Consider the following 26,746-nt stretch of genomic DNA (forward strand, 5'->3'; position numbering starts at 1 on the left):
AAAAAGTTGAGTCCGAATCGGTCCGGTCAAGCACCCCGCAAGCCCACCGCGGGTCGCTCCGCGCCCAGCAGAACGGCCGCGGTCTGATCCAGCATGCGCCGGGCATCGAAGCGATGCTCGGCCAGCCGGCGGCCCTCGCGCCCCATGCGGCGCGCCGTCTCCGGATCGGCGAGGATCCGGGCCATGGCCGCCGCCAGCGCCTCCGGATCGCGCGTCGGCACCACGAGGCCGGTGGCCCCATCAGCGACACAGGTCCGTGCCCCCGACACGTCGGTCGTCACGATGGGCAGGCCGCTGGCGGCCGCTTCCATGAGCACCCAGGCCATGCCCTCGTTGTGCGAGGGCAACACGAAGAGGTCGGCCGCCGCCAGTGCCGGCCGGACATCGGCGGCGAACCCCAGGAGCCGGACCTCCTCCTGCAGACCACGGTCGCGGATCTCGCGCTCGAGTGGCGCGCGCAGCATCCCCTCGCCCAGGATCACCGCCTGCAGGCCAGGAAATTGCCGGCGTAGATGATCGCAGGCGGCCACCAGGTTGGCGTGGTCCTTCTGTGCGGTGAGGTTGCCCACGGTGACCAGCAGGGGTGCCGCCATGGCGAGGCCGTGCTCGGCCCGGAAGCGCGCCCCGAGTTCGTCCTGGCCCGGGTGCCAGCGGGGCAGCCAGCGGTCCAGGTCGACCCCGTTGATCACCACGTCGATGCGGTCGGGCCGGATCCAGGGGCGCGTGCAGAGCGCGTCGCGGATCTCCGGGGCGTTGACCAGCACGCGGTCGGCCAGGGTGAACACCAGGCGGCGCTTGAGGTCCTCGCGCGGCACGATCTTCAGCCCGAGCCCCATGACGACCCGCGGCCGCCCGGCCACCCGCGCCGCCAGGCCGCCGAGCAGGTACTCGCGCCAGCGGGTCAGCAGCACGGAGCCGGCACGGATCCGGACCATTTCCTCGCGCAGGCGCAGCAGGCCGCGCAGATCCCCATCGCCGCGGAGCCGGATCCGGACGCCGTCGAGACCGGCGGCGGCCACCCGCTGGCCCACCACGTCGCTGCTCCAGGCGAAGCGGACCCGCAGGCCGCGGTCGGCCATTCCGCGGGCCACGCGCACCGCCCAGTGCTCGTTGCCGCCCCAGCTCTCGCTGGTGTTCACGACGAGCAGGCCGGCGGGCACGGTCAGCCCTCCTGGCTGCGGAACTGCAGGTGGTAGAGGTCGGCGTAGACGCCGCCGGCGGCCAGCAGCTGGTCGTGGCTGCCCGCCTCGACGATGCGGCCGGAACGGAGCGCGTAGATGCGGTCGGCCGAGCGGATGGTGCTCAGGCGGTGGGCGATGACGAAGGTGGTGCGGTCGCGGACCAGGCGGTCGATGGCCTCCTGGACCAGCTGCTCGCTCTCGGTGTCGAGCGCGCTGGTGGCCTCGTCGAGGATCAGGATGGGCGGGTTCTTGAGGATGGCGCGGGCGATGCTCAGACGCTGGCGCTGGCCACCCGAGAGCTTGGTGCCGCGGTCGCCGATGAGGGTGTCGTAGCCCTGGGGCATGCGGGCGATGAAATCGTGGCAGTTGGCGGCGCGGGCGGCGGCCTCCACCTGCTCCTGGGCGACCTCCCCCAGCCCGTAGGCGATGTTGTTGCGCACGGTGTCGTTGAAGAGGATCACTTCCTGGGTGACGATGCCCAGGCTGCGGCGCAGCGAGGCCAGCGAGACCGAGCGCACGTCGTGGCCGTCGATGAGCACCCGGCCCGCCTGGGGGTCGTAGAACCGCGGGATGAGGTCGACCAGCGTGGACTTGCCCGCGCCGCTGCTGCCCACCAGCGCGATCACCTCGCCCGGCTCGGCCATCAGGTCGATCCCGCGCAGGACCGGTTCCCCGGGCAGGTAGGAGAAATCCACGCCCTGGAACTCCACGCGGCCGCGCACGGCCGGTAGATCCGCCACCTCGCCATCGCCGTCGGTCTCGGACGGCGTGTCGAGGATCTCGAAGAGACGGTCGGCCGCGGCCATGCCCTCCTGGATCCCGTTGTTGACCTGGCTCAGCTCCTTGATGGGATGGACCATGGAGAAGAGCGCGGTCAGGAAGGTCAAAAACGCCGCGGGATCCAGGTTCTGCTCGACGAAGACCACGCGGCCGCCGTACCAGAGGATCACTGCGCCGACCAGCGCTGAGAGCTGCTCGGACAGCGGCGAACTGAGCCGCTGCATGCGGGCGATCTTGAACATCTCCCGGAAGACCCGTTCGCTCTCGCGCAGGAACTTGCGGTTCTCGAACTGCTCCATGGCGAAGGCCTTGACCACGCGGATCCCGTAGACCGTCTCCTGCAGCACGCTCGTGAGGTCGGCCAGCCGTTCCTGCTGGCGATGGCTGTAGCGGCGCAGGTGCTTGCCGATGGTCACGATCACCACCAGGCTCAAGGGCAGCACCAGCAGCGCCATGAGCGTGAGCTGCCAGCTGACCCAGAGGCAGATCGCCAGGAAGCCGACGATCTGGGCGGGGTCGCGCACCAGGTTGGTGAAACTGACGTTGATGGTCTTGTTGGCGATCTGGACGTCGTTGGTGGCGCGGCTGATCAGCTCGCCGGCGCGATGGTGGTGGAAGAAGCCCAGGGGGAGGTCGAGGAACTTGGCGAAGACGTCGTCGCGCAGGTCCTTGATCAGGCGCAGGCCGATCCAGTGGGTCAGGAGGGTGCTCAGGTAGGCCAGGATGTTCTTGAGGAAGAAGGCCGCCACCACCGCCACCACCACCCGCTGCAACGCCTGCAGCGGTTCACCCTGGAGCAACCAGGCCTCGAAACTCCGGTAGAGCTGGTCGAGGCGCGCCTTGACGCCGAAATCCTGGACGCCCTCGAGCATGCCGCCGGCCACCGCTGCGGTTTCCTGGGCCTCCCCCGAACTGAAGAGCGCCTTGAGCATGGGCATCACCAGCAGGATGCTCAGGCTGGTGACCACGGCGAACAGGAAGGTCAGCACCACCGAGGCCACCACCTGGGGCAGGTAGGGCCGGATGCGACGGAGCATGCGGAGGTAGGTGTCCAAGGATCCTTCGACGGCGCCGGAGCCGCGGGGTCGGGGTTAGGAGACGGATCGCCGGGATCGTCAACCAACTCTGGGCCCAAACGTTCCGGGGGTCAAGGAGAGGGAGCGGGCTCGCGGCTGACCACCTGGAGCGTGGCCGGCGGTTCGGGACCATAGCGCTCGGGCTCGCGGGCGGGCGCCTGCGCCACCTGCGGCGCCGGGGGACCGGCAGCCACCAGCGGCAAGGCTGTCCTGGCCACATCGTAGCGGCCGGCCGGATTCCACAGGCTCCAGCCTGCTGCCCCGGCGTCGAGAGAGGCCTGGATCTGCGCCTGGACGTACCGGGCGTCGTAATCGCGCACCCGCCAGGGGAAGGCCTGCAGCCAGGGGCGGATGGCGAGATCGGGGCCGGCCTGCTCGCGGAAGCGGCGCACCCCCTCGGCGATCATGTAGCCGGGATGGTCGCCGGGATTGTCGAGGCCCTCGAAACCCGGTCCGAAGTGCGACGGGTAGATCATGGGGCAGATCACATCGAGATGCGGGGCGAGGCTCGGCACGTGCTGACCGGTGAGCGCGAGGTCGGCGGTGCGGCCCCAGGCCATGATGCCGAAGAGGTCGGCCGACAGCCGGCAGTCCTGGGTGGCGAGGGTGTCGTGGAGCGCGGCCACGAACCCGGTGATGACCTCGCGGCGGCGCGCCGCCGTGGTCGCCAGGTCCCCCTGCCAGTCCCCGCGCCAGCCGTTGGTAGGGAAGCGCACGTAGTCGATCTGGACCTCGTCGACACCGGCCCGCGCCAGCTCGAGCGCCAGCGCGGTGTTGTAGCGGCGCACCTCATCGGCGGTGGGATCCATCCAGGAGCAGTCCCGTTCGCGCCAGGGTGCGCCATCGGTCCCCTGCAGCGCCAGGTCGGGCCGCTGGCGACCCAATTCGCCGTCGAGGAAGAGCGCGAGGCGGGCCACCACCCACAGGTCGCGATCGTGCAGGCGGCGGACCAGCAGTTCGAGGTCGGTGATCAGCGGTGCCGGGCGGCCCTTGCCCCAGACTGCCAGGGGCTCGCGACTGCCGTAGCTGATCCCGCCGTCGATGTCCTTGGCGTCGAAGACCACGCCGTTGCCGCCGGCCACGGTGAAGCTGTCGACACGGGCGAACACCGCCTCGTAGCCGCAGATCGGTCCGGGCAGGTAGAGCGCCCGCAGCTGGCGGCCATCGTGGGTGGGGTCGGCGGCGCGGGGTGGTTCGGGTTCGCAATAGACCGGGATCCGGATCCGCTGGCCCAGGTTCAGGAGATCGCGGTCCTCCAGGCCGTTCGTGCGCCGGATGGCGGCCAGACAGTCGGGCTGGCCGTACCAGCCGGCCGGACCGCGATAACGCGCCGCGAGCCGGTTCAACGTGTCGCCCGACTGCACCACGTGCACCAGGGTGTCGGCCTGGTCAGCCACAGCGGAGGCGGTCGCCACCGAGACAGAGGGGGAGGCCGCCATCAGGGCGACCGCCAGTCCGCTGGGTCCGAGGAGTCTGAAGAGAGCGTTCTGCAAGTCCCGCACGGCCATCCCCGGGGGTGAAGATCGAAATTGCAATGCAGCACCGGGTCCGCACCAGGAGTTGCAACTTCCGGACCGCCGGGGAATACTGGACAGAGGCGGAATGCCGGACCATGACATGCTTGCCGGTGAATGTCCGACGCCGTGGCCGGGTATCCGGAACCGTGAGCCGTCATCGTCAGAGACCAGGTCCCGACCGAGGGAGTCGCCCATGTCGATCCATTACTGGCCCCCACTGGAACAAGCGGTCGAACGCACCCGGAGCTACCTCTTCCGGCCCTTCGATCTCGGCCGCTGGCTGACCCTGGGCTTCACCGCCTGGCTGGTCTACCTGGGCCAGTCCGGGGGCTCGGCAGCGGGTTCGGACCCCGAGGTGCAGACCCAGGTCCGCGATGCCGACTTCTCCGGCGCCGTCGACCACCTCGTGGACAGCGCCGGCGGAATCATCCCCACCGGCGTGTCGGTGCTGCTGCTGATGTCCCTGGCCACCGTGGTTCTGCTGGTGATGGTGGCGCTGCTCTGGGTGAGCTGCCGCGCGCGGTTCGTTTGGCTGGAGAACCTGACCAGCGGCGACCCTTCCATCAGCGTGCACTGGCGCCGCTTCGGCCGGCTGGGCGATTCGTACTTCTTCTGGAAGATCTGCTTCTTCTTCGTGGCCATCGCCCTGATCGTGCCGCTGGTCTTCTTCACCGGGCTCTTCGCCGCCCTGGCCGGCCATGGCTTCGCCGGCCCCGGTTCGGTGCTGGGCTGGATCCTGCTGGGCGCGGCGATCTTCGCGGTGGTGGCGGTGCTGGCGCTGGTGGATTTCTACGCCGAGAGCTTCGTGACCGTGATCATGCACCGTCACGAGGTGGGCGTGCTGGCTGCCTGGCAACGGTTCCGTGTGCTCTTCGACGCCCAGCCCGGACACTTCGTCCTGGTGGCGCTGGTCAAGATCCTGCTCCACCTGCTCGGCGGCCTGGTCCTGGGCGTGGTCGGCCTGCTCACCTGCTGCGTGGGCTTCGTGCTCATGGCGCTGCCCTACATCGGCGCCGTGGTCAAGCTGCCAGTGCTCATGGGTCTGCGGTATTACGACCTCTGCTGGCTGGGACAGTTCGATCCCGACCTGCAGCTCCCGGCGCTCGCCGAGCCCCCGCAGGCGCCCGACGCATCGCCGGCGCCTAGCCCAGCGTCACCGACACCGGACAGTGATCCGACCCCATGATCTCGGGATGGATGGCCGCGGCGGCGAGCCGCGGCCGCAGCTGTGTCGAGACCAGGAAGTAGTCGATCCGCCAGCCGATGTTCCGCTCGCGCACGCCCTTGCGGTTGCTCCACCAGGTATAGTGGCCGCCGCCCGGTTCGAATTCGCGGAAGCTGTCGACGAAGCCGGCCTCGAGAATCCGGTCGAAACCGGCGCGTTCCTCGTCGGTGAACCCGGCGTTGCGGCGGTTGGCGGCGGGGTTGGCCAGGTCGATCTCGCGGTGCGAGACATTGAGGTCGCCGCAGAACACCACCGGCTTGTGCGCGTCGAGCCGCCGGACGTGGTCCAGGAAGGCCGGATCCCAGGTGTGCTGCCGGTAATCGAGGCGGGCCAGTTCCCGCTGGGCGTTGGGCGTGTAGGCTGTGACCAGGTAGAGGTCGGCCAGCTCCAGGGTCAGCACACGACCCTCGTGGTTCAACGAGGGGTCCTCCAGACCGAGGGTGATGGACAGCGGGTCGTGGCGCGTGAACATGGCCACGCCGCTGTAACCCGGCTTGGCCGCCGGATTCCAGTGGGCCGTGTATCCGGGCAGATCGAGGTCGACCTGCTCGGGCATGGCGCGGGTCTCCTGCAGGCAGATGACGTCGGCGCCGCAGTCACGCAGGAAATCGCCGCCACCCTTGCGCAGACAGGCCCGCAGGCCGTTGACGTTCCAGGACACGAAATGCACGCTCAACCTCCTCGGTCGCCGGTCTGTTGACAGGTCTGCAGGAATATCCCCCGGAAACTGCTCGCGTCAAGCCCCCGGACTTGCGACCGCCTGGAGCCTCGCCTTTCCTGGGTGTCAACCCCTGCGAATACGGAGCGCCCGATCGCGCCACGACGGGTGCCAAACCACCAACCGGGAGCAGGTCATGAACGACACGCCGCCCAGCACCGGCCGCTTCGTCTGGTACGAACTGGTGACCCCCGACAAGGAAGCCTCCAGAGAATTCTACTCGGCACTGCTCGGCTGGCAGTGGCTGGACTATGATATGGGCGACCTGGGCATCTATCCCATGGCGCACACCGGCGACAACCACCACTGCGGCCTGATCTCGCCGCAGCAGGAGGGTATGCCGGCGCACTGGATGGCCTACGTCACGGTCGACGACGTGGACGGTGCCTGCCACCAGGCCGAGGATCTCGGCGGCAAGGTCCTGGTCCCGGCCAGCGACATCCCCGGCATCGGCCGTTTCGCCGCGCTGGAGGATCCCGCGGGCGCGGTGATCCTGCCGTTCAAGGGGAGCAATCCGCCGCCGGCCGAACGGCCCGAACCGGCCCCGGCCGGGTTCTTCTGCTGGAACGAACTTTTGACAACCGAGACCACGGCGTGCGAGACCTTCTACCGCGAGATCTTCGCCTGGGAGGTGGAGTCGAGCGAGATGCCAGGATTCGGCAAGTACTGGGTCTTCCGGCGCGGCGAACGGCTGGAGTGCGGCATGATGCCGATGCCGCCGGCGACGGACGCCCCGCCGCACTGGCTGCCCTACCTCAGCGTGGCCGATGTCGACGATGCGGTCGTGGCGATCGCCGCGCACGGCGGCCAGGTCTACTGCCAGCCCACCGACATCCCGGAGACCGGCCGCTTCGCCGTGGCCGCCGACCCCCACGGCGCGGTCTTCGCCGTGTTCCGCGCCGCCTGACCGGGCGACCGCCGGTTGCGTGACGGCCGTTTCCGTGCCATGATGCGCGCGGAAACGGCCACACGGAGGTGGACATGCCCAGGCGGTTCCTGCTGACCGGAGGCGGCACCGGAGGTCACGTGACTCCGGCCCTCGCCGCAGCCGGTGCTCTTGCCCAGCGCTATCCCGACGCCACGTTCCGTTACGTCGGCCTCGGCGACAAGGCCGAATCGGTCATGGCGCCCCGGGCCGGCATGCCGCTGTCGCGCGTGCGGAGCCAGGGATTCCCTCGTCCCGGGCTCGGCCTGATCCCCTTCGCCTGGAATCTCGGTCTGGGCATCCTGGCGGCGTTGGGCATCCTCCTGCGCCACCGCCCCTCGCTGATCGTGGCCACCGGCGGCTACGTCGCCGCTCCCGTGGTCCTGGCCAACGCCATCCTGCGCTCGCTCCGTCTGAGCCGAGCCCCGCTGCTGGTCCACGAACAGAACGCGCACCTCGGCCGCATGAACCAGCTGGCCGCCCGCTTCGCCGATCTCGTGGCCGTCACCTTTCCCGACACCCTCGCCCAGCTGCCCGCCGGCAAGGGCGTCTATGTAGGCTACCCGGTCCGGGCCAGCTGCGAGGTCGGTGACCGCCAGGCCGCCCGCGCCGCCCTGGGCATCCCAAACGAGGCGCTGGTGGTCTTCGCCTTCGGCGGCAGCCAGGGCGCCCGCACCATCAACCGTGCGCTGGCCGACGCCGCCACGACGATGCTGGCCCGCCCCGATGTCTGGATCATCCACGGCTGTGGCCGCCCCTTCGGCACGCGTCCGGCGCGCGGGATCTACAACGGTTTCCAGGACGTCGAGGACCGGCTCGGTGCCCAGGCTCCCGACCTGCTGGCGAACCCCCGCTACCGGCGGCTCGACTTCATCGAGGACATGGCCTCGTGCTACGCCGCCAGCGACCTGGTGCTCTGCCGTGCCGGAGCCGGTTCGCTCATGGAGGTCTGCGCTCAGGGCCGGCCCGCCGTGGTGGTGCCCAAGGCCAACCTGCCCGGCGACCATCAGGTCCGCAACGCGCGGCAGCTGGAACGGGCCCAGGCCTGCCGCGTGCTGTACGAGCGGATCGACCCCGCCGGCCAGGGCGCAACAACCCCCTTCGTGCCCGGTGAGCGGCTGGCCTCGCTGGTGCTGACCCTGCTGGACGATCCCGCGCAGCGCGAATCCATGGCCAGCGCCGCCCGCCAGTTCATCACCACCGATGCCCGCGGACTGCTCGCCGCCTGCGCCGCCTACCTGCTCCACGACGGCCCCCGTCCCGAACCTGCCGCCCCGCCGAGCCCCCTGCAGGACAGGGTCATGGGCCTCAACGCCGCGGGAATGGAACGATTGCTCCAGCGCGTGGCGGCCGAAGCCGAGCCACCACTCGATGCCGCCGAGCGTGAGCTGCTGCTGAGCAAAATCGACGCCCTGCTGGCCAGCACGACCTGGGTCGACCGAGCTCGCGGCTGCCGCATCGCCGGCCTGGCCAGGTACCGCGAGGTCGCCACGCTGCTGCAGACCCTAGCCCGCTCGGACCTGCCCATGGTCCGGCGCGATGCGCTGAAGGGCCTGCGCGGACTGGGCCCCACCGCCCTGGCTGCCGACGAGCTGATCAAGACGCTTGCCCACGGTCTCGCCGACGATTACTACGAAGCCCGTGTGGAAGCCGCGCTCACCGTGGCTGCCTGCGCAGCCCAGCTACCGGAGGCCGACCGGTCGCTCCTGGCTGGCCAGCTCGCCAGGCTCTGCCGCGACCTCAGCTTCGAGGTCCGCATGGCGGCCTGCCGCGCTCTGGGACGGGTGGCCGACGACCCCACCCCCGCGCTGAAGGCCCTGGCCGGGTTGCATTTCGATGCGGTCTGGAAGGTCCGCGCCGCGCTCTTCGACGCCTACGCCGAGCTCACCGAGCGCCACGTGATCGACGCCGCCACCGCCGACCGGGCCCTCGACGGCATCCTGATCACCGCCAACGGCTACCTGACCGAATACCAGATCCGCCACCGCCGCAACGAGGCCGTCCGCCGCGTGCGGCGCCAGGAGGCGTGACATGCTGTACTTGCTGATGCGAGCGCTGGAGGATGTGGGCGGGCCGGCCGTCTTCCGCTACGTCACCTCGCGCTCGGCCCTGGCCTTCATCACCGGCTTCGTGTGCGTGCTCCTGGTGGGGCGACCGCTGATCAACCTGCTCTACCGCAAGGGCATCCGCTCGTTCGAACGCACTTACGGCGACATCAACACCACGGCCAAGACCGGCACCCCCATCATGGGTGGCCTGCTCATGGCCCTCGGCGGCCTGGGCGCCGCGTTCCTCTGGTGCGACCTGACCAACCCCTTCGTCTGGGTCCTCTTCGCCGCTGCCATCTACTTCGCCGGATTCGGCCTGCTGGACGACTGGCTCAAGATCCGCCACCGCGACCCCGACCGCGGCATCTCGCGCACCACCAAGCTGGCCAGCCAGATCCTCTTCGGCCTGGCGCTGGGCCTGTACCTGGCCTGGCCCGAGATCTCGCCGTTCCCCGGCCAGGTCGGCACTCAGGTCCAGATCCCGTTCTTCAAGGGCGCGGTCCTCGACCTGCACTACTGGATCCTCGCCTGGAGCGCGTTCTACATCGCCTACCACGTCAATGCGGTAAACATCACCGACGGCATGGACGGCCTGGCCACCGTCCCGGCGATCCTGGTCTTCTCGGTGATCGCCATCTTCGCCTACATCGCCGGCAACGTGCAGCTCTCGGGTCACTATCTCTACGCGTTCATTCCGCGGGCCTCGGAGATCACGGTGTTCTGCGCCGCCATCATCGGCGCCGGACTGGGCTTCCTCTGGTACGTGTGCCACCCGGCGAGCGTGTTCCTGGGCGACACCGGCTCGCTCTTCATCGGCGGGACCCTGGGCACGGCGGCGCTGATGATCCGGCAGGAACTGGTCTGCCTGCTGGCCGGCCTGATCTTCCTGCTCGAGCTGCTCTCGACCTTCGTCCAGGAGCAGATCGGATTCCGACTCCTGAAGCGGCGGATCCTGCCGCGAGCGCCGCTGCATCACGTCTTCCAGCATCGGGGGATGGCCGAGAGCAAGGTGGTGGTGCGATTCTGGATCATCGCTCTCATCTGCGCCGCCACGGCCATGCTGACCATCAAATTCCGCTAGATCCGCTTAAAATCCTTCATCCCCGTGTGATATTCGGACTTTTTGTGCGTATCATGGTACGTGAAGCGCGCCCACCGCGAATCCGCACCCAGACGAATGCGCATCCTCCATCCCCTGATCCCGGAGGTCGCCCATGTATCGCCCCCTTCGTTCGGCCCTTCTGACCCTCATCATCCTGCTTCTACCCCTCCTCGCCTCGGCCGAGTACCTCGGCGGCATCACCTTCGACCAGCCCTCGCCCAGCTTCCTGCCCAACGGCACCCACGTGAACGTCGACATCCAGTACAAGATCGAGGACCCGGCCGGTGCGCGGATCTACATCCTGCCCTACACCAACGGTAGTCCCACGCCCGGCTACGGCGTCTCGGGATCGGTGGTCCACCCCATGGGCACCGGCACCGCCACCAAGTTCCTCACCATCCTCAACGGCGAGCAGGTGATCGACCACGTCCGTGTCCGCCTGGTCGATCCCGACCAGACCGAGGTCCGGCTGGAGCTCTTCGTCCCGGTCTACTTCGAGTACGGCCCCTACGGCATCTACAACATCCGGCCCGACCACGGCCAGTACAGCCGCCTGCCCCACGACATGGACCTGAACATCGACTTCGACTACGCCGTCGACGCCGCTGGCTGCCGGATCTACGCCAGGCCCTTCAACAGCGGCAGCCTCGAGGGCGGCTACAGTGCCAGTGGTTCGGTCGCCCTGCCGCCCAGCGGCAGTTACTCGCAGTACTTCAGTTTCGATAACGACGCCAACGTCACCCACATCCGCTTCCAGATCTTCACCCTCGACAACGCCACGCTGCTCGACGAGTTCTTCGTGCCCTGGGACATCCACTGGCGCGAGCACGGGCTCTACGACATCGAGTTCAACCATCCCGACCTGGCCTCGCTCCACAACAGCCAGAACCTGGTGGGATCGTTCACCTTCGACCACGCCGGCAGCGGCGATCTCTACGTCTGGATGTGGTCCATCGTCGACGGCAACTACGCGCCGGGCAGCGTCTATCAGGGCAGCCAGCCCGAGCCCAACAACCCCCACGACATCACACGCTACACGCGGGTCAACACCGGCGAGCAGGACCTGGACGCCGTGCGCTTCCTCATCGGGACCCCCGACGAGGTCTACCAGACCTTCGATGTGCCCGTGCATTACCACTACGGTCCGCACGCGCTCCAGAACTTCGTCTTCTCCCCGGCCTCCCCCGCCATCATGTCCAATGGTGAACACCTCGAGATGACCTTCGACTACTTCACCGACCACACCGACGACGTACTGATCTTCGGCCGCGCCGCCTACCAGGAAGAGGGGCTCATGGGAATGACGAGCGCGGGCTCCCCCCACTATCCCGGCCCCTCGGGTAGCGGCAGCTTCTGGATGACCTACACGAGCGGCGAGTACCTGGCCGACAGCATCCGCTTCCAGATGGTGAACCTGGCGCAGGACGTGCTCTTCCTCGAATGGTTCGCGCCGGGCCGCTGGGTCTGGGGAACCTCCAACGTCATCACGCCAGCGCCGGAGACGACCCCGCTGGTGGCCACCAGCCTGGGTCAGTGCTATCCCAACCCCTTCAACCCCACCACCACCATCCCGGTCACCCTGGCTCGAGAGGCCCAGGTACGCCTGGCCATCTACGACGTCCGTGGACGGCTCGTGCGCACGCTCCAGGACGGCCCCCTGTCGGCCGGCGAGCATGCCTTCCAGTTCCAGGGCGAAGGCCTCGGCAGCGGCACCTACCTCTGCCGCCTCGAAACGCCTCAGGGGGTGATGACGCAGCGCATGACCCTGATCAAGTGATTGCCTGATCGAAACACAGAGGGGCGGGACCCACGGGTTCCGCCCCTATTCCGTAACGGTCAGGAGCTGCTGACCAGACCGGGACCCGGCCGGACCAGGACCGCCCGGCTATAGCTCGGCTGCATGCCGCAGCGCCACGCATTGCGCTCGGTGGTGGCACCCGGCCGCGACCCCACCGTCGCCAGGCGGCAATGACATTCCCGGGCCAGCCACAGCCTCGCTGCCATCAGCGCGAAATGGACACCCAGGCCGCGAGCCTCCGGCAGCACACTGCCACAGAAGAGCGCACCCAGATCTCCGTATAGCTCCAGCGACCCGCCCCCGACCGGCACCCCGGCGAGGCGGGCCAGCAGGCAGTGTGACCGCTCGTAACGTGCCGCGGCGACCATGGCGGCCTCGAAGCCAGGGGCATCGCGGCCAGCGTAGAAACCGCGCGTCACGACGCGGGCGAACTCCGTCACCGCCTGGGCATCGTCAGGATCGATCGGCGTGATGATCAGGTCCTCCGGACCGCGTACGCTGGGTATCGGATCGCTCGTCAGGTCACGAACCAGCACCAGTTCGAATTCCTGCAGACCGAATCCCGCCGCGGCCAGTTCGGCCAGCAGCCCCGTCCCGGTGTAGGCGCAGACCTGGACCCTCGGCTCGACCTGGCGCGCCTCGTACCAGGCGATCAGGCGAGCCACGTCGCCGGCGGTGACCACCTCGCCCCGCAAGGCGCAGCCCAGGGCCTGGTTGAGGTAGGATCCCGGCGTATCGCAACACGCCATCCCGCCACACCACTCCATGTGGTCGGCGGCCGCCATGGTCAGGGCCTCGGCGATGCGGGTCTCGTCCTGGATGGCGATCTGCGCAGGTTCAGGCAAGCTCCTGGGCATGGGGCCCTCCCGTGGGCGGCGTCCGCTCCAGCCGGCGCTCGAGGCGCCAGGCGTACAGCACCGGGACGATGAACAGCGTCAGCAGGGCCATGATCATACCACCGAACGCCGGGATCGCCATGGGCACCATGATGTCGGCGCCCCGACCGGTCAGGGTCAGCACCGGCAGCAGGGCCAGGATCGTGGTGGCCGAGGTCATCAGCGCGGGACGCACGCGCCGCATGGCGCCTGCCACCACGGCTCGGCGCGCGGCTTCACGGTCGGTGGGCCGGCGCTTCTCCAGGCTCTGGCCGAGGTAGGTGGCCATGACCACACCGTCGTCGGTAGCGATTCCGAAGAGCGCGATGAAGCCCACCCACACCGCCACCGAGAGGTTCACCGTATCGATGCGGAAGAGGTGGCGCAGGTCGATGCCGAACGGGCTCCCATCCAGGAACCACGGCTGCCCATAGAGCCAGATCAGCCAGAAGCCGCCGGCCCAGGCCACGAAGATGCCGGCGAAGACCATGCCGGCCACGGCCAGCGAACGGAATTGCAGGTGCAGGAGCAGCACGATGGACAGCAGCACCACGGGCATCACCACCATGAGCGTCCGCTCACTGCGCACCTGGTTCTCGAAGCTGCCGGCGAAGGACCAGCTCACACCCGCCGGCACGTCCAGGGCGCCACGGTCGCGCAGCCCGGCCAGATGGTCACGGGCCTGCTCGACAACGTCGATCTCGGCGACATCAGCCTGCTTGTCGAAGATGACGTAACTCACCAGGAAGGTGTCCTCGCTCTTGATGGCCTGGGGCCCCCGCACGTAGCGGACCTCGGCCACCTCGCCCAGGGGGACGGACACCCCGCCGGTCGTGCGGACGGTGATCGCCGTCAGGTCCTCGAGCGAGTCGCGCAACTCGCGCGGGTAGCGCACCCGCACGCCATGGCGCTGGCGGCCTTCCACCGTGACGGTGGCCTCGCGGCCGCCCACGGCGATCTGCAACGCGTCCTGGACCCGGGCCACGGTCAGGCCATACCGCGCCAGCCGCTCGCGATCGGGGACGACCTCGAGGTAAGGCTTGCCCACCACGCGGTCGGCGAGCACGGTGGCGGGATCGATGCCGGGCACGTCCTTGAGCGCGGCCTCGATGGCCAGCGCCGCGGTTTCGATGGCCTCGAGGCTGGGGCCACGGACTTTCACGCCCATGGGCGCGCGCATGCCCGATTGCAGCATGACCAGCCGGGTGGCGATGGGCTGGAGCCTGGGCGCGCTGGTCGTGCCGGTGAGCCGGGCCGCGGCCACGATCTCGTCCCAGATGTCGTCGGCCGAACGGATGTGCGGGCGCCACTGGCGGACACGCCGTCCGTCGGCATCGAGGCCGAACTCGGGCCGGTAGTTGATCACGGTCTCGATCATGGAAATGGGCGCCGGGTCGAGTGCGGTCTCGGCCCGCCCCAGCTTGCCCACGACCTGGGCCACCTCGGGCACCGTGAGGATCGCCTGGTCCAGCTTGCTCAGCACGTCGAGCGCCTCGCCGAGACTGGCGTGGGGCATGGTGGTGGGCATGTACAGGAACGAACCCTCGTCGAGCGGCGGCATGAATTCCTTGCCCAGCCCGGGAAACGCATGGCGCGGAGCGCTCCAGATACGGGCCCACGCCGACCCGTCACCATGGGTGGCGCCCGCACCGGGAAGGAAGGCGAAGACGCGATCGAAGCCGAGCCACACCGTGGTGCCTCCCAGCACCACCAACATGGGCAACACGAGAAACGTGCGCTTGTGCCTGAGGATCGCCGCGAGCAGCCGCGGATAAGCGTGCTGGAACGCGGCGAAGACCAGGAGCAGACCGACCACGGCGACCAGGACGAACACCACGCTGGCCAGGTAGGAGCGGCCGAGGCCCAGCGGTCGCCAGCGGTCGGCCAGGACGAGAAGAGCGGCCAGCGCCACCAACCAGCTGGCCACGCGTCCCTGCAGCCAGTCCGGCAGGCGTGCCTGCCAGGCGGCGACTCGGGCGAACCGCGGCGACCATCGCCGGCCGAGCACGGTCTGCGCCAGCACCGGCAACACCACCACCGCCAACCCCAGCGCCGCCACCAGCGCGAAGGTCTTGGTGAAGGCCAGCGGCCGGAACAGCTTGCCCTCGGCGCCGGTCAGGGTGAACACCGGCAGGAAGCTGAGGACCGTGGTCAACAGCGCGGTGAGGATCGCCGGGGCCACCTCGCCCGCGGCATCCTGGATCACGGCCCGACGCGGTGTGGTGAGGTCGGCCTCGGCCAGGCGGCGTTGGACGTTCTCGATGAGGATCACGCCCATGTCCACCATGGTGCCGATGGCGATGGCGATCCCCGAGAGCGCCACGATGTTGGCCTCGACGCCCACGGTCTTCATGGCCGCGAAGCAGAGCAGCACCGCCACCGGAAGAAGACCCGACACGAGCAGGCTGCCGCCCAGACTGCGCAGCATGAGCACGATGACCAGCACGGTGATCAGGATCTGCAGCGTGAGCGCCTCGCCGAGGGTGTCGAGGGTCTCGTGGATGAGGCCCGCGCGGTCGTAGAACGGCACGATGGTGACCTGGCTCGTGGTGCCGTCGGCCAGCGTCCGGATGGGCAGCGACGGGGCGATCTCGGCGATCTTCTGCTTCACCCGCTCGATGGCGGCCAGCGGGTTCTCGCCGTAGCGCACCACCACGATGCCGCCGGCGGCCTCGGCGCCGCCCACGTCGAGAGCCCCGCGACGCAGCGCCGGCCCACGCACCACGTGAGCCACCTCGCCCACGGTGACCGGTACGTTATCGCGCACCGAGACCACGCTGCGCGCGATGTCGTCGACCGAGGCGTAGAAGCCGGTGCCGCGCACTACGTACTCGACACGGTTGATCTCGAGCGTGCGCGCCCCCACTTCGCGGTTGCCGTCGCGCACGGCGCGGACCACGTCGTCGAGATCCAGTTCGTAGAGGCGCAGCGCGTCGGGATCCACCTCCACCTGGTACTCGACCACGTGGCCGCCCACCGAAGCCACCTCGGCGATGCCCTCGGCGGCCAGCAACGCGTCGCGCACCTGGAAGTCCTGGATCGTGCGCAGTTCCTGGGGATCCCAGCCGCCCGCCGGCCGACCGTCGGGAGTGCGACCCTCGAGGGTGTACATGAAGACCTGGCCGAGCGCGGTGGCGTCGGGTCCTAGGGACGGCTGCACGCCCGCGGGCAACGTGCCCGCCGACAGGCTGGCCAGCTTCTCGAGGATCCGCGAACGCGAGTCGAAGAAATCGGCGCGCTCCTCGAAGATGACGTAGATCGTGGAGAAGCCCAGATAGCTGTAGCTGCGCACCGTGCGCACCATGGGCACGCCCAGAAGCGCCGAGGTGAGCGGGTAGGTGATCTGGTCTTCCACGTCGCGCGGCGACCGGCCCGGCCACTCGGTGAACACGATCTGCTGGTTCTCGCCGAGGTCAGGGATGGCGTCCACGGGCACCGGGTCGCGCGGGACACCGCCCAGGTCCCACGCGAACGGCGAGACCAGCACGCCCCAGCCCGCGAGCAGCAGCACGCTCAGCAGGACGACCAGCCTGTGGTCGAGGCACCAGCCGATCAAACGCGTCACGACCCCTCCTCCGTGGCGCCCAGCCGGGCCACCTCGCCGCCGCACCGCAGCATCATGGCGCCGTAATACGGGTTGGCCGTGGTGTCGTCGAGCTGCAGCCAGTGGGCGCCGGCGTTGTCGAAAGCCATGGGGCAATGGAAGCGGCGCAGCGGGCTCTCGCCGGCCCAGCCCACGGCGCTGATGGTGAGCCACAACCGGTCCGACAGGGGCTGGAAGGCCTCTCGCATGGCGGCGAGATCGGCTGCCGTCACCACCGCGTCGGCGGCGGCGACCAGCTCGGGGATGGCATCGCGGCAATGGAGGCTGAAGGTGGCCTGAAGCGCGCGCGCGGCGACGGTGGCGGCCGCGGCGTCGTCTCCCGCCAGCGCCGCCTGCAACTCCAGGTACGCCGCCATCACCTCGGGCGCCAGGTCGACGAAGCAGGGCGGCACCGCGGTCGGATCAGTGGCATCCTCCATGGACATCATGCTCGGTCGAGCCTGGATCTGCAGCGCGCTGTCGAGCTTGAAGGCGCCATTGGTCACCACACGGTCACCTTCCCGCAGCCCATCACGGACCACGAACCAGTCGCCGGCTCGCGGTCCGAGCACGACCTCGCGACCGCTGAACCGCCGCTCGTCCTCGTCATCTTGCAGGTAGACCACCGCGCGCTCGCCGGTCAGCAGCGGCGCGGTGGCCGGGACTGCCAGCGGCGGTTCGACATCGGCACGGCCGGCCCGCGGCCGACCGTCGGCAGCAAGCTCCACGGCGACACGTCCGCGAGCCAGCATGCCCGGGCGCAGGCGTCCGTCGGGATTGTCCGCCTCCAGGCGCACGCGCACCGTGCGCGTCCGGTCGTCCAGCAGGGGATCGACGAACGCGATGCTGCCCGTGAAATCCTCGCCCGGCAGGGCGTTGACCTGGAAGCGTACGGTCTGTCCGGCAGCCAGCCAGGGCAGGTCGCGTTCGAAGGCCGAGAGTTCTACCCAGACGTGGCTCAGATCGGCGATGGCCACGAGCGGCTGGCCGGTGCTGACGTAGGCACCTTCCACCGCGTCCTTCCGCACCACGGTCCCGGCCACCGGAGCGGTGATGGTGACCAGCTCGCCGCCGGTGGTGGCCACCTGGTCGGGGTCGAGGTCCCACAGGCGCAAGCGTTCACGGACCGATTGTAGGTTGGCCGCGGCTCCCGGCTCGCCACGCTCGACCGCGGTCCGGGCAGCGAGCAGCTCGGCGCGGGCACGGTAGAGCTCGGGCGAATAGAGGTCGGCCAGCTTCTCGCCGCGCTGGACCGTCCGACCGGTATAGTCGACATGAAGCCGCTCGATCCTGCCGGCCACGCGCGCGGTGATGACTCGCTGGCTGGTCTCGTCGGCGACGACCTTGCCCACCAGCGCGACCTCGCGGGTCACGAACCGGCGCTCGACCATGGCGGTGGCGATCTCGGCGAGCGCCACGGCATTGGCCGAGAGAGCCAGGTCTCGCGGACCGAGCCCCTCGACCGTGTCCTCCTCGAGCGGGATGAGATCCATGAAACAGATCGGACACTCGCCCGGCTCCGGCAGCTGGAACTGCGGATGCATGCTGCAGGTCCAGGTCGTGGCCGCGGGCGTCGTGTCGTGAGCATGGTCGGCATGGTCCGCGGTCACGTCGGGCCCCTGGCCTCCGCGCAGCACGAAGCCAAGGGCGAAGGCGACGACCAGCGCCAGGATGGACAGGATACGACGATTGCGGCTGGTCATGGCGTCACCTCGACTTCAGTTCCGACAGGTTCGTGACGGGCAGCTGTCCCAGCGCCTCGTCGAGGTCGGCTGCGGCCAGCACGAGGTCGCGCTCGGCATCGAGCCGGGCCTGTTCCAGTTCGAGCAGGGTGCGCTGTGCGCCGAGCACGTCGGCGAGTGCCGAACCGTCGGCGCGGTATCCCGCCAGCACCGACTCGTAGGCCTGCCTGGCGCGAGGGATCAGATCGGCGGCGTAGCGCTGGCGGCGGCGCTCCGCGTCGCGGAGGGCCACCGTGGCGGCGACGATCCGGGCTTCCAGCTGCTGGTCCTGAGCCCGGCGCTCGGCCTGGGCCCCGCGTGCCCTGGCCTCGGCGGCGGCGGCCGCGCCATCGTACTTTCCTCGCCAGAGCGGGATGCTGACGCCGACCCTGGCCACCACCGCGTCCTTGCCGCTGCCGTCGACCCCATCCATACGGGCCGGTCCGACCTGGATCCAGTCCAGTCCGAGCGTGAAGCCGGGCCAGCCGGCGCGCCGCGCGGCCGTCGCCTCGTGCCGCGCCGCCGCCGCTCGCTGGTCGAGTAAAGCGAGGAGCGGGTGGGGTGTCCGGGGCTCGACATCCCCTGCCGACGCTGGCGTGGCGAGACGGACCGGGAGTTCGAGGGCCGCCGCAGGGTCTCGTCCCAGGGCCGCGTTGAGCTGGGCCCGTGCGGACTCACGCTGGTCGTCGAGTCCCTCCAGGCGATCCTCGAGTCGGGCCAGGGCGACCTGGAGTTGCAACAGGTCGGCGTAACGAGCCTGCCCCGCCTCGTAAGCCACGCGGACGGCGTCCTCCAGCGACGACAGCAACTCGACCTGACCGCGCATCACCAGCCGGGTCTCGGCCAACCAGGCGGCCTGGGCCCACGCTTGGCGGACGCCGGCCACGATGCGCAGGGCCGTCACCTCTGCGGATGCCGCCGCGGCCGCGGCGAGCGCGTCCGCCGAATGTCCGCGGGCGTCGAGGGTGCCCGGCCAGGGCAGCGGTTGCTGGAACGAGAGGACACGCTGTTGCGGTCCGACCCTGGTCTCCACCGGCTCGAGCATCTCACCCCACATGAACACGGGGTCGGGCAGCGATCCCGCCTGGTCGACACGGGCCGTGGCGGCCTCGTACTCGGCACCGGCGACCGCCACGCCCGGGTGGTGCCGCAGCGCATAAGCCTCCAGGCCCGGCAGATCGTCTCCCGACGGGACCGGCACGGTGTCGAGCGCCGCGGTGACGAGCATCAGTCCCAGCAGCAAGGAGGTCACGATCGATCCTTCCGCCGGCCTTCCGCGCCATGGGCGCGGACCGCGAGCCAGACGAGGAGCGCCAGGAAGGAGATGGCGATGACATTCACGGTCAGGGTCATGGTGATTCACCTCTCGAAGAATTCGATCGGGACAATGCAGGGGCCGTGCCAGAAATTAACTTGTTTATTGTCAACATATTATGTAGATGGATAGAGATTTTTGAAGAATATTCTCCACCTTGACGGCGGCGCCATTGGTGAATATTCTCCACTCAGATCTGGAGGTGCCGTCTTGAAGAAAATGATCCAGGCCTACGGGCTGGTGGCGCTGATGGTGCTGGTGGTCACCCTCATGCACTACAACACCGCCATGCACATCCACGCCGCCCACGGCATCTACCGGCGTCTCTACTATTTCCCCATCATCATCGCCGCCTTCCGCGGCGGTCGGACGGGCGGGCTGGTGGCTGCGCTGGCCGTCTGCCTCCTCTACATCCCTCATGCCTTCGGACTGATCGGCTTCGACCCCGCCCCCACCCTCGAGAAGGTCCTCGAGATGGTGCTCTACCTCGCCGTGGCCCTGGTCACGGGCACCCTGGAGGATCGTGATCGGCGCACCCGCGACCACCTCCGCGCCGCGCTCACCGAACGCGAACGTCTCGAACGCGAACTGGTCCAGCGCGAACGGCTGGCGGCGGTGGGCCAGCTGTCAGCGGGCCTGGCTCATGAGATCCGCAATCCCCTGGCGAGCATCAAGGGCGCCGCCGACGTGCTCCAGGACGACGAACCACGCGACCATGGTCGCGGTCGACTCCTGGCGATCATTCGCGAGGAGGCGGCCCGTCTGAACGATGTTCTGACACGATTCCTGGCCTTCGCCCGCCCCACTCCCGGCGACCATACCCGCTTCGACCTGCGCGAGGAGGTGACCCGTCTGGGCGAATTGCTGCGGCACCGGGACGCGGCGCCCCGGGTCACGGTCGAGCTCGCCGACGAGGCCTGCCCCCTGGACGGGGATCGGACCCTGATCCGCCAGCTCCTGCTGAATCTGGGCCTGAACGCCGCCGAGGCCGCGGGCCCGGCACCCGACGGCCTGGTCACCCTGGCGCTGCACCGGGATCGCGGCCAGCTCCGCTTCACGGTCACCGACAACGGTCCCGGCTTCACGACCGAGGCCGTGGCCAACCTCGGCACCCCCTTCTTCTCCACCCGCGAGGGCGGCACCGGCCTCGGCCTGGCCACTTGCCTGCGCATCGCCCGCGATCACGGTGGCGATGTCGCCGTGGACGAGGACCGCCTCCATGGCGCGCGCCTCTGCGTCCGCCTGCCCGCCAGCGAAGGAGGCCCGTGATGGCCCGGGTGCTACTGATCGATGACGACCGCAACCTGCGCGAGGTGGTGAGCTTCATCCTGCAGCAGGCCGGGCACGAGGTCCTCGACGCCGGCAGCGCCGAGGAAGGACTGGCGCGCTTCTCACACGGCGAGGTCGACCTGGTGCTGACCGACATGAAGATGCCCGGCCGCGACGGTCTCGACGTGCTGCGCGAGGTCCAGCCCACGGGCATCCCGGTCATCGTACTCACCGCCCACGGCACGGTGAGCCAGGCGGTGGAGGCCATGCGTCTGGGGGCCTCTTCCTACCTCTTGAAGCCGTTCGAGCGGGACGAGCTGGTGGTCACGGTGGCGAAGGCCCTGGACGAGGGTGCGCTGCGCCGGGACAACGCCAACCTGCGCCGCATCCTCCGTCGCCGACAGGCCGACAGCGGACTGGTCTATCGTTCGCAGGCCATGGCGCGCGTGCTGGAGCAGGCCCGGCAGGCGGCCGCCACCGACGCCCCCGTGCTGATCACCGGCGAGAGCGGCACCGGCAAGGAACTGGTGGCACGACTGGTCCACGAGGCGAGCTCCCGCTGGGAAGGCCCCCTCGTCACCGTGAACTGCGGCGCCATCGCCGGCGACCTCGCCGAATCCGAACTCTTCGGACACCTGCGCGGCGCCTTCACCGGCGCCGACCGCGACCACGACGGCCGCATCCGCGCCGCCGCCGGCGGCACGCTCTTCCTCGATGAAATCGGAGAGCTGACCCCGGCGCTGCAACCCAAGCTGCTACGCACCCTGGAATCGCGGCAGATCGATCCAGTGGGCGCCACCGCCCCGGTGGAGGTGGACTTCCGGCTGGTCTGCGCCACCAATCGCGACCTGGTGGCCGCCAGCCGCGAGGGCCGCTTCCGGGAGGATCTCTTCTACCGCGTGGCCATCGTGGTGCTGCACCTGCCGCCACTGCGCGATCGCCGCGAGGACATCGCTCTGCTCTGGGAACACTTCACAAGACTGCATGGCGGCGAGGCCGTGACCTCGACCCCGACCCTGGTCGCCGACCTGGAATCCCGGTCCTGGCCAGGCAACGTCCGCGAGCTGCGCAACCTGAACCAGCGGCTGGTGGTACTCCGACAGAGTGACAGGCTGGACCTATCCGACCTGGCGGCCGGCGCGGGCGATCACCGGACAGCCGCACCGGCGCCCGCGGGCGACCTGCTCCTGCCGGGATCCTTGCCCCCGGACCGTCTCGACCTGCCCGCTCTCGAGCGCAACATCATCCAGCGCGCCCTCTCCCGGTTCGGCGGCAACAAGTCCCGGACCGCCGAGTACCTCGGCCTGCCGCGACACGTGCTGATCTACCGGTTGAAGAAGTTCGAGGAGATGAGTTGAACGGAGCGGACGTCGCGCACCCGTCAGCGGTCACTCGGGGCTCGCGATCAGGGTCCTGTCGCCGAGCCCCAGCGGCAGGTCCGGGATCCTGAATCCGAGGGCGCGTCCATCATCGCGCACCAGATCCTCAGCGGGCCAGAATCCCTGCGCGTGCAGGGCGATCAGCATCTGCCGGCGGTAGTCGTAGAGCTTGACCTCGTCGGGAGAGAACACGAGGGCAAGCGACTCGCCACGGTAAGGGCGGTCCGGCACGTGTTCGTGGAACAGCTCGTTGCCCGCGGACGTGTCCTCGTTGCTACCGAAGAGGATGATGCCGGCCGGTGTGCCGTGACTGGCCTCGACGAGGAAACCTCCGACCCCGTCGGCATCGACGCTGAGCCGACCGGAAACCTCCCGCCACCTCGACACGAATGGGCTCGGCCAGTAACCAGCACTCACGCCTGGCGTCACCGGTTGGTGAAGGTACGCTTCGAACCTCGCCCGCAGGTCGGACCATGGAGTCTGCAGCGCCTCCGCCAGGCGCCCAACCACCTCCATGGCCGTCCAGCCAGAGACCGCCGCCGCCGATCCTGAACAATCCCGGTAGGCCTGGCCTAGCCCGGCAGCACCGTACTCCTTCAACACGAAGCCCACGAACACGCCCGCAGCCGGATAGGTCAGGTCGGCCGACATGGCGAAGAAATCTGTTCTGGCCAGCAGATCATCCAGCGTCAGCCAGCCCTCCACCAGGCCCGTCCGTCCCAGCCGGTCCAGCACGCACGGATGGCGGCCCCAACGCCCTCCCAGATGCACCGCCAGCCCTTCCTGCAGGAGCGGCAGCGTGAACAGCGGGAGATCATCGAGCCAGATGATGGCCAGCAGGTGGGCCAGTTCATGGGCATGGCAGGGGTGGTGCGTGACCACCATGTCTTGCTGCAGATTGGCCACGCCCACCGTCGGCGCTCCGGCGAGTCGCTCGACCTCGTCCGGCGAGGCGAGCAGGTACCCGAGCTGCTCCCGTTCGAGCAGCGCCAGCCTCTGCGCACTCCAGTCGAGCCGTCCGGTCATGTCCAGGATGCAGGAGTCGAGCTGCGCGATGAGGTGAGGTGGGGTCGCCAGCGGCGCCATGGGGCGGAGGTCATGGATCGTGACGAAGCGTCCCCTGGCCACCGGTCCACCATCGGCAACCCAGCGCGCAGGGTTGATCAAATGCCAGCGGCCCAAGGCCTGGACCAGGTGATACGGGTGGGACAACTCCTGGCTGCCCGCCTCGATCACCAGGGGCACGCGGCACGTTCCGGCCAGCGATCCCGACTCGATCGGCACCGGCGGATCGAGGTGCCAGCGTGCCCGACCGGCTGTCAGCCAGGAGCGGACTCGCCAGAGCAGCGAATCTCCATCCACCTTGAGGGGCAGATCTCTGAAGCAGACCCCGAACCTATTCGCCGCAGCAAGATGGTCGTCCTGCCAGCATGCCGATGCGGCCGCCCACTCGGCAGCCAGCACGTGCTCGATGTAGCTGGTGAGATGGTCCGAGGCGCCTTCGAGGTCGACTTGTGCGGGCACCGGGTCAACACCCAGGAACCAGGAGAAGAGGCAACCAGCGATCAGGATCTCCGCGGTTCGTGGCCAGGACAAGCGTGGTCTCCCGAGGCGGGTCAGTGGATGCGCAGCCATTGCTCCATGAGATTATCCCGCTGGTCGCCTCACGGCAAGAACGCGACCGGCGGCCGCAAGATCGGCCGCCGGTCACCCCGTGCCTCTGCGTTCGTCAACCCGGGGAAATCCATTGCTGAAAAAATGCTAGCTGCGTTGTCGGCCGATCAGGGCGCGATAACCGCGGGAGTAGGCCACGTACAACCCAGGCAGCGCCGGCAAGATCATCAGGAGCGCCAGGGTGGAGCGCAGTGCCGTGGCACCCAGGACCAGGAGGCCGAGCACGGCGGCAAAGGTGAGGAAGAATGCCACGAAGATGATGAAGTGTCCGATGGTTTTCATGGCAACCCTCCGGTTCCTGGCTTGTGCCACGACTGCCAAGAAATGTTATCATAAATCAAGACATGAGATCAACCAATAAAACAAAATTGGAGTCTAGCCATCAATTAATGAAGGCGCATGCGGAGCCACGCCAAGTTTGAGGTGATCGTTGAGTGCTCCAAGCAGGGCCGTGACTTCTCGATCCAGACCATCAGTGGTGCCTGGCGGTGAATGCAGACGCCCAAACCGCCGACCTGGATTGGAGGCTTCATCTGCGCTAGAATGATATCTGTGGGATCCTCGAAATCAGAATCGATTACCACCGAGAGAGTTGGTCCATGTTAACGATGCTGCAGCGGTTGTTCTCGACCATCGTCGAACGCGCCAGGTTGGCACTCCTTGCTATGGGCCTGATCGGCCTGATCCTGCGCGTGGGCATCATCCTCATGCGGAAGACATACCTGAAGGATTATTCCAGCACCGATCATGGCTCCATCGCGCAGAGCATCGTCGACGGCACGGGCTATCTCTACCAGGGATTCGTCAGCAGTTTCTTCGGCCCCCTGTTCACCTATCTCTGGGCTGGACTCATTCGCACATTCGGCCCCGACCAGGGCGAGCTGGTCCTGCAGTTGCTCAACGCAGTGCTCCTGGCAGCAACCCCGCTTCTCCTCTACCGGTTCGCCCGCATCTACTTCGACCAGGGCGTTTCGCTTCTGGCCGCGGCCTGGCTCGCCTTTTACCCGGAATTCCTGATCCTGAGCAGCACGGTCTTCACCGAGAGCGTGCTCACCTTTCTCTGGTGCGCCGTCCTGGCGCTCTATGCACTCTGCCGGAGTGAAACTCGGCCCTCGCTGGGCATCGCCTTCTCGCTGGGACTGGTGGCCGGCGCCCTGCTGCTCACCAAGGGACGCATGCTGCCATTCATCCTCCTCCTTGTGGCGAGCCTGGCCTGGCGCGGGCGGGCTTCGGGCGAAGGCAGTCGGCGCTGGCTGCTCGTCTCGGTGATCATGATGGTCGGGATGGCTGCAGTCGTCGCGCCGTGGACCTTGCGCAACCAGGGCGTCCATGGACGTCTGGTTCTGTTCGAGTCCAGTGCTGGCTACAATCTCTGGCTAGGGCATCATGCCGAAGCTACGGGAACCGGCAAGGCCCGCCTGGGCGTCTCGAATTTCAGCGATCAGGCCGGCGCCAAGGTCTCATTCACCGCCCCTCCCGCCATGCAGATGGAGATCGATTCAGCGGTCAGCGAGATCGCCAGGGACGACATCTACCGCCGCCACGCCATGGACGACATCAAGGCCAGGGGTGCCGGAGAACTGGGATTGTCGCTACGGAAAGTCGCCTACGCCTGGATTCTTGACCCGACCAACAGCCTCGTGCGGAGCCCCGGATACTGGCTACCCTGGTTCTTGACCCTGGCCCTGTTCCTGGTCGGCCTCGTGGGTCGAATCTTGACGGAAGGGCGCCGGGATATCCTGCTCTGGCTCATGCTCCTGGGTTGGACACTATCCCAGATCGTCTTCTTCGTGATTCCGCGACTCCGCTACCCCATCTACCCGATCATCTTCCTGTTCGCAGCGCAGGGGCTGGTCATCCTCTACGGACTGGTTGCCAGGCGATGGCGCGGTGGCAGCGTCTAGAAGCTGAACCCGAAACTCGCCCCGCCCGAGGCCTCGAACCCTTCCTTGGTCACCAGCGGCGTGAACGCCAGCCTCATGAACAGCCCATAATCCCCCATGAACCGGTAGCCCACGATCCCCGCGGCCGCGACCTGGCTCTCGGTCATCTCGTACAGGGGTGCGTCGTCCTGTTCGTTGAAGTCCGACGGCAGGAAGAAGAACGACATACCGGCTCCGAGTTCGAGGAAGCTGTTCTGCTCGCCGATGAGATAGCTCACCGTGGCGGGCACCACGAACGACTGGGCATACCACCAGAACGTCCCGCCGGCGCCGATGCGCACGGCGACCTGGTCGGTCACGAGCTTCTCGAAATTGGCCGAGACCATGCCGCCAGAACCCATGACCTCGGCATAGAGCGTGTTGGTGCGGATGAAGTATTGCTGACCCCAGGCCGGGGCGGTCGTCAGGCTGGCGAGGATCAACACCAGGATGGGGACGAGGGCGCGTCGCATGTCTTGCCTCCGAGCTGAGGGACCATCGCGGGGTTCGGACAGCCAGGATAACGTCAACTGGGGGTTCCGTCTGCAGCCAGTTGAAGAGGTGCTGGCATATTGTCGCCAGAGCGGCCATACTGCCTGGGAATGGTTGGTCTCTACTAACCCCACGCTCGGGAGGTC

The 26,746-nt window shown here is 68.4% G+C and carries 19 protein-coding genes; 8 read left to right on the forward strand and 11 right to left on the reverse strand.

The genetic code is table 11. The features are described 5' to 3' along the window. Positions 1-26: 26 nt before the first annotated feature. The 3 genes from IFSED24_RS08945 to IFSED24_RS08955 form a co-directional block, all read right to left on the reverse strand. Complete coding sequence (locus IFSED24_RS08945) at positions 27-1,160, reverse strand: glycosyltransferase (RefSeq protein WP_491334876.1); 1,134 nt, start codon at positions 1,158-1,160, stop codon at positions 27-29. 2 nt (positions 1,161-1,162) lie between these two features. Continuing rightward, the gene (locus IFSED24_RS08950; RefSeq protein WP_491334877.1) at positions 1,163-3,016 is read right to left on the reverse strand and encodes an ABC transporter ATP-binding protein; all 1,854 of its coding nucleotides are present in this window, start codon (positions 3,014-3,016) and stop codon (positions 1,163-1,165) included. A gap of 92 nt (positions 3,017-3,108) precedes the next feature. Beyond that, complete coding sequence (locus tag IFSED24_RS08955) at positions 3,109-4,530, reverse strand: putative glycoside hydrolase (protein ID WP_491334878.1); 1,422 nt, start codon at positions 4,528-4,530, stop codon at positions 3,109-3,111. A 217-nt stretch (positions 4,531-4,747) separates the two neighbouring features. Between IFSED24_RS08955 and IFSED24_RS08960 the strand changes: the two genes are divergently transcribed. Beyond that, a complete protein-coding gene (locus tag IFSED24_RS08960; protein ID WP_491334879.1) occupies positions 4,748-5,740 on the forward strand; it encodes a DUF7544 domain-containing protein in 993 nt (330 codons plus the stop codon). Here IFSED24_RS08960 and IFSED24_RS08965 read toward each other — a convergent pair. After that, entirely contained in the window at positions 5,697-6,449 is a 753-nt protein-coding gene (locus IFSED24_RS08965) for an exodeoxyribonuclease III (protein WP_491334880.1), read from the reverse strand. The two genes, IFSED24_RS08960 and IFSED24_RS08965, sit on opposite strands and share 44 nt — an antisense overlap. A gap of 184 nt (positions 6,450-6,633) precedes the next feature. On the opposite strand from IFSED24_RS08965, the gene IFSED24_RS08970 reads away from it, so the two are divergent. From IFSED24_RS08970 to IFSED24_RS08985, 4 genes are all read left to right on the forward strand, one after another. Continuing rightward, the gene (locus IFSED24_RS08970; protein ID WP_491334881.1) at positions 6,634-7,404 is read left to right on the forward strand and encodes a VOC family protein; all 771 of its coding nucleotides are present in this window, start codon (positions 6,634-6,636) and stop codon (positions 7,402-7,404) included. Between the two features lie 74 nt (positions 7,405-7,478). Continuing rightward, positions 7,479-9,452 carry a UDP-N-acetylglucosamine--N-acetylmuramyl-(pentapeptide) pyrophosphoryl-undecaprenol N-acetylglucosamine transferase gene (locus tag IFSED24_RS08975; protein ID WP_491334882.1) on the forward strand — a complete coding sequence of 658 codons (1,974 nt, stop codon included), beginning with the start codon at positions 7,479-7,481 and terminating at the stop codon, positions 9,450-9,452. Between the two features lies 1 nt (position 9,453). After that, positions 9,454-10,551 (forward strand): phospho-N-acetylmuramoyl-pentapeptide-transferase, encoded by a 1,098-nt coding sequence (mraY, locus tag IFSED24_RS08980; protein WP_491334883.1) that lies wholly within the window; start codon positions 9,454-9,456, stop codon positions 10,549-10,551. A gap of 133 nt (positions 10,552-10,684) precedes the next feature. After that, positions 10,685-12,349 carry a T9SS type A sorting domain-containing protein gene (locus tag IFSED24_RS08985; protein WP_491334884.1) on the forward strand — a complete coding sequence of 555 codons (1,665 nt, stop codon included), beginning with the start codon at positions 10,685-10,687 and terminating at the stop codon, positions 12,347-12,349. Between the two features lie 59 nt (positions 12,350-12,408). Here the strand turns inward: IFSED24_RS08985 and IFSED24_RS08990 are convergent, their stop codons facing one another. Genes IFSED24_RS08990 through IFSED24_RS09005 form a run of 4 tightly spaced genes read right to left on the reverse strand, consistent with a single transcriptional unit; the run spans position 12,409 to position 19,801 of the window. Beyond that, positions 12,409-13,227, reverse strand: a complete 819-nt coding sequence (locus IFSED24_RS08990; protein ID WP_491334885.1) for a GNAT family N-acetyltransferase — start codon at positions 13,225-13,227, stop codon at positions 12,409-12,411. Next, entirely contained in the window at positions 13,208-16,810 is a 3,603-nt protein-coding gene (locus tag IFSED24_RS08995; RefSeq protein WP_491334886.1) for an efflux RND transporter permease subunit, read from the reverse strand. The genes IFSED24_RS08990 and IFSED24_RS08995 overlap by 20 nt, the downstream gene beginning before the upstream one ends. Next, positions 16,807-18,531 carry an efflux RND transporter periplasmic adaptor subunit gene (locus IFSED24_RS09000; protein ID WP_491334887.1) on the reverse strand — a complete coding sequence of 575 codons (1,725 nt, stop codon included), beginning with the start codon at positions 18,529-18,531 and terminating at the stop codon, positions 16,807-16,809. Before IFSED24_RS09000 ends, IFSED24_RS08995 begins: the two co-directional genes overlap by 4 nt. A 4-nt stretch (positions 18,532-18,535) precedes the next feature. Beyond that, positions 18,536-19,801, reverse strand: coding sequence for a TolC family protein (locus tag IFSED24_RS09005; RefSeq protein WP_491334888.1), 1,266 nt, complete (start codon positions 19,799-19,801; stop codon positions 18,536-18,538). A 282-nt stretch (positions 19,802-20,083) separates the two neighbouring features. On the opposite strand from IFSED24_RS09005, the gene IFSED24_RS09010 reads away from it, so the two are divergent. Together IFSED24_RS09010 and IFSED24_RS09015 are read left to right on the forward strand one after the other, a co-directional pair. After that, positions 20,084-21,133, forward strand: a complete 1,050-nt coding sequence (locus tag IFSED24_RS09010; RefSeq protein ID WP_491335041.1) for an ATP-binding protein — start codon at positions 20,084-20,086, stop codon at positions 21,131-21,133. Then, a complete protein-coding gene (locus IFSED24_RS09015; RefSeq protein ID WP_491334889.1) occupies positions 21,133-22,491 on the forward strand; it encodes a sigma-54-dependent transcriptional regulator in 1,359 nt (452 codons plus the stop codon). Before IFSED24_RS09010 ends, IFSED24_RS09015 begins: the two co-directional genes overlap by 1 nt. A 30-nt stretch (positions 22,492-22,521) precedes the next feature. On the opposite strand, the gene IFSED24_RS09020 is transcribed toward IFSED24_RS09015, so the two are convergent. After that, on the reverse strand, positions 22,522-24,108 hold the full coding sequence (locus tag IFSED24_RS09020; RefSeq protein ID WP_491334890.1) for a hypothetical protein: 1,587 nt from the start codon (positions 24,106-24,108) through the stop codon (positions 22,522-22,524). Positions 24,109-24,273: 165 nt separating this feature from the next. Beyond that, on the reverse strand, positions 24,274-24,468 hold the full coding sequence (locus IFSED24_RS09025; protein WP_491334891.1) for a hypothetical protein: 195 nt from the start codon (positions 24,466-24,468) through the stop codon (positions 24,274-24,276). Between the two features lie 317 nt (positions 24,469-24,785). Between IFSED24_RS09025 and IFSED24_RS09030 the strand changes: the two genes are divergently transcribed. Then, positions 24,786-26,090, forward strand: a complete 1,305-nt coding sequence (locus tag IFSED24_RS09030) for an ArnT family glycosyltransferase (RefSeq protein ID WP_491334892.1) — start codon at positions 24,786-24,788, stop codon at positions 26,088-26,090. On the opposite strand, the gene IFSED24_RS09035 is transcribed toward IFSED24_RS09030, so the two are convergent. After that, positions 26,087-26,581 carry a hypothetical protein gene (locus IFSED24_RS09035; RefSeq protein WP_491334893.1) on the reverse strand — a complete coding sequence of 165 codons (495 nt, stop codon included), beginning with the start codon at positions 26,579-26,581 and terminating at the stop codon, positions 26,087-26,089. The genes IFSED24_RS09030 and IFSED24_RS09035 overlap by 4 nt on opposite strands. Positions 26,582-26,746 lie beyond the last annotated feature (165 nt).

The organism is Candidatus Latescibacter sp. IFSED24, from assembly GCF_058273205.1.

Bases quoted from the DNA above. Each gene is read 5' to 3' on its own strand.
- IFSED24_RS08960 (WP_491334879.1), top strand. From the start codon at position 4,748: ATGTCGATCCATTACTGGCCCCCACTGGAACAAGCGGTCGAACGCACC.
- IFSED24_RS08970 (WP_491334881.1), top strand. From the start codon at position 6,634: ATGAACGACACGCCGCCCAGCACCGGCCGCTTCGTCTGGTACGAACTG.
- IFSED24_RS08975 (WP_491334882.1), top strand. From the start codon at position 7,479: ATGCCCAGGCGGTTCCTGCTGACCGGAGGCGGCACCGGAGGTCACGTG.
- mraY (WP_491334883.1), top strand. From the start codon at position 9,454: ATGCTGTACTTGCTGATGCGAGCGCTGGAGGATGTGGGCGGGCCGGCC.
- IFSED24_RS08985 (WP_491334884.1), top strand. From the start codon at position 10,685: ATGTATCGCCCCCTTCGTTCGGCCCTTCTGACCCTCATCATCCTGCTT.
- IFSED24_RS08990 (WP_491334885.1), bottom strand. From the start codon at position 13,227: ATGCCCAGGAGCTTGCCTGAACCTGCGCAGATCGCCATCCAGGACGAG.
- IFSED24_RS09000 (WP_491334887.1), bottom strand. From the start codon at position 18,531: ATGACCAGCCGCAATCGTCGTATCCTGTCCATCCTGGCGCTGGTCGTC.
- IFSED24_RS09010 (WP_491335041.1), top strand. From the start codon at position 20,084: ATGATCCAGGCCTACGGGCTGGTGGCGCTGATGGTGCTGGTGGTCACC.
- IFSED24_RS09015 (WP_491334889.1), top strand. From the start codon at position 21,133: ATGGCCCGGGTGCTACTGATCGATGACGACCGCAACCTGCGCGAGGTG.
- IFSED24_RS09025 (WP_491334891.1), bottom strand. From the start codon at position 24,468: ATGAAAACCATCGGACACTTCATCATCTTCGTGGCATTCTTCCTCACC.
- IFSED24_RS09030 (WP_491334892.1), top strand. From the start codon at position 24,786: ATGTTAACGATGCTGCAGCGGTTGTTCTCGACCATCGTCGAACGCGCC.
- IFSED24_RS09035 (WP_491334893.1), bottom strand. From the start codon at position 26,581: ATGCGACGCGCCCTCGTCCCCATCCTGGTGTTGATCCTCGCCAGCCTG.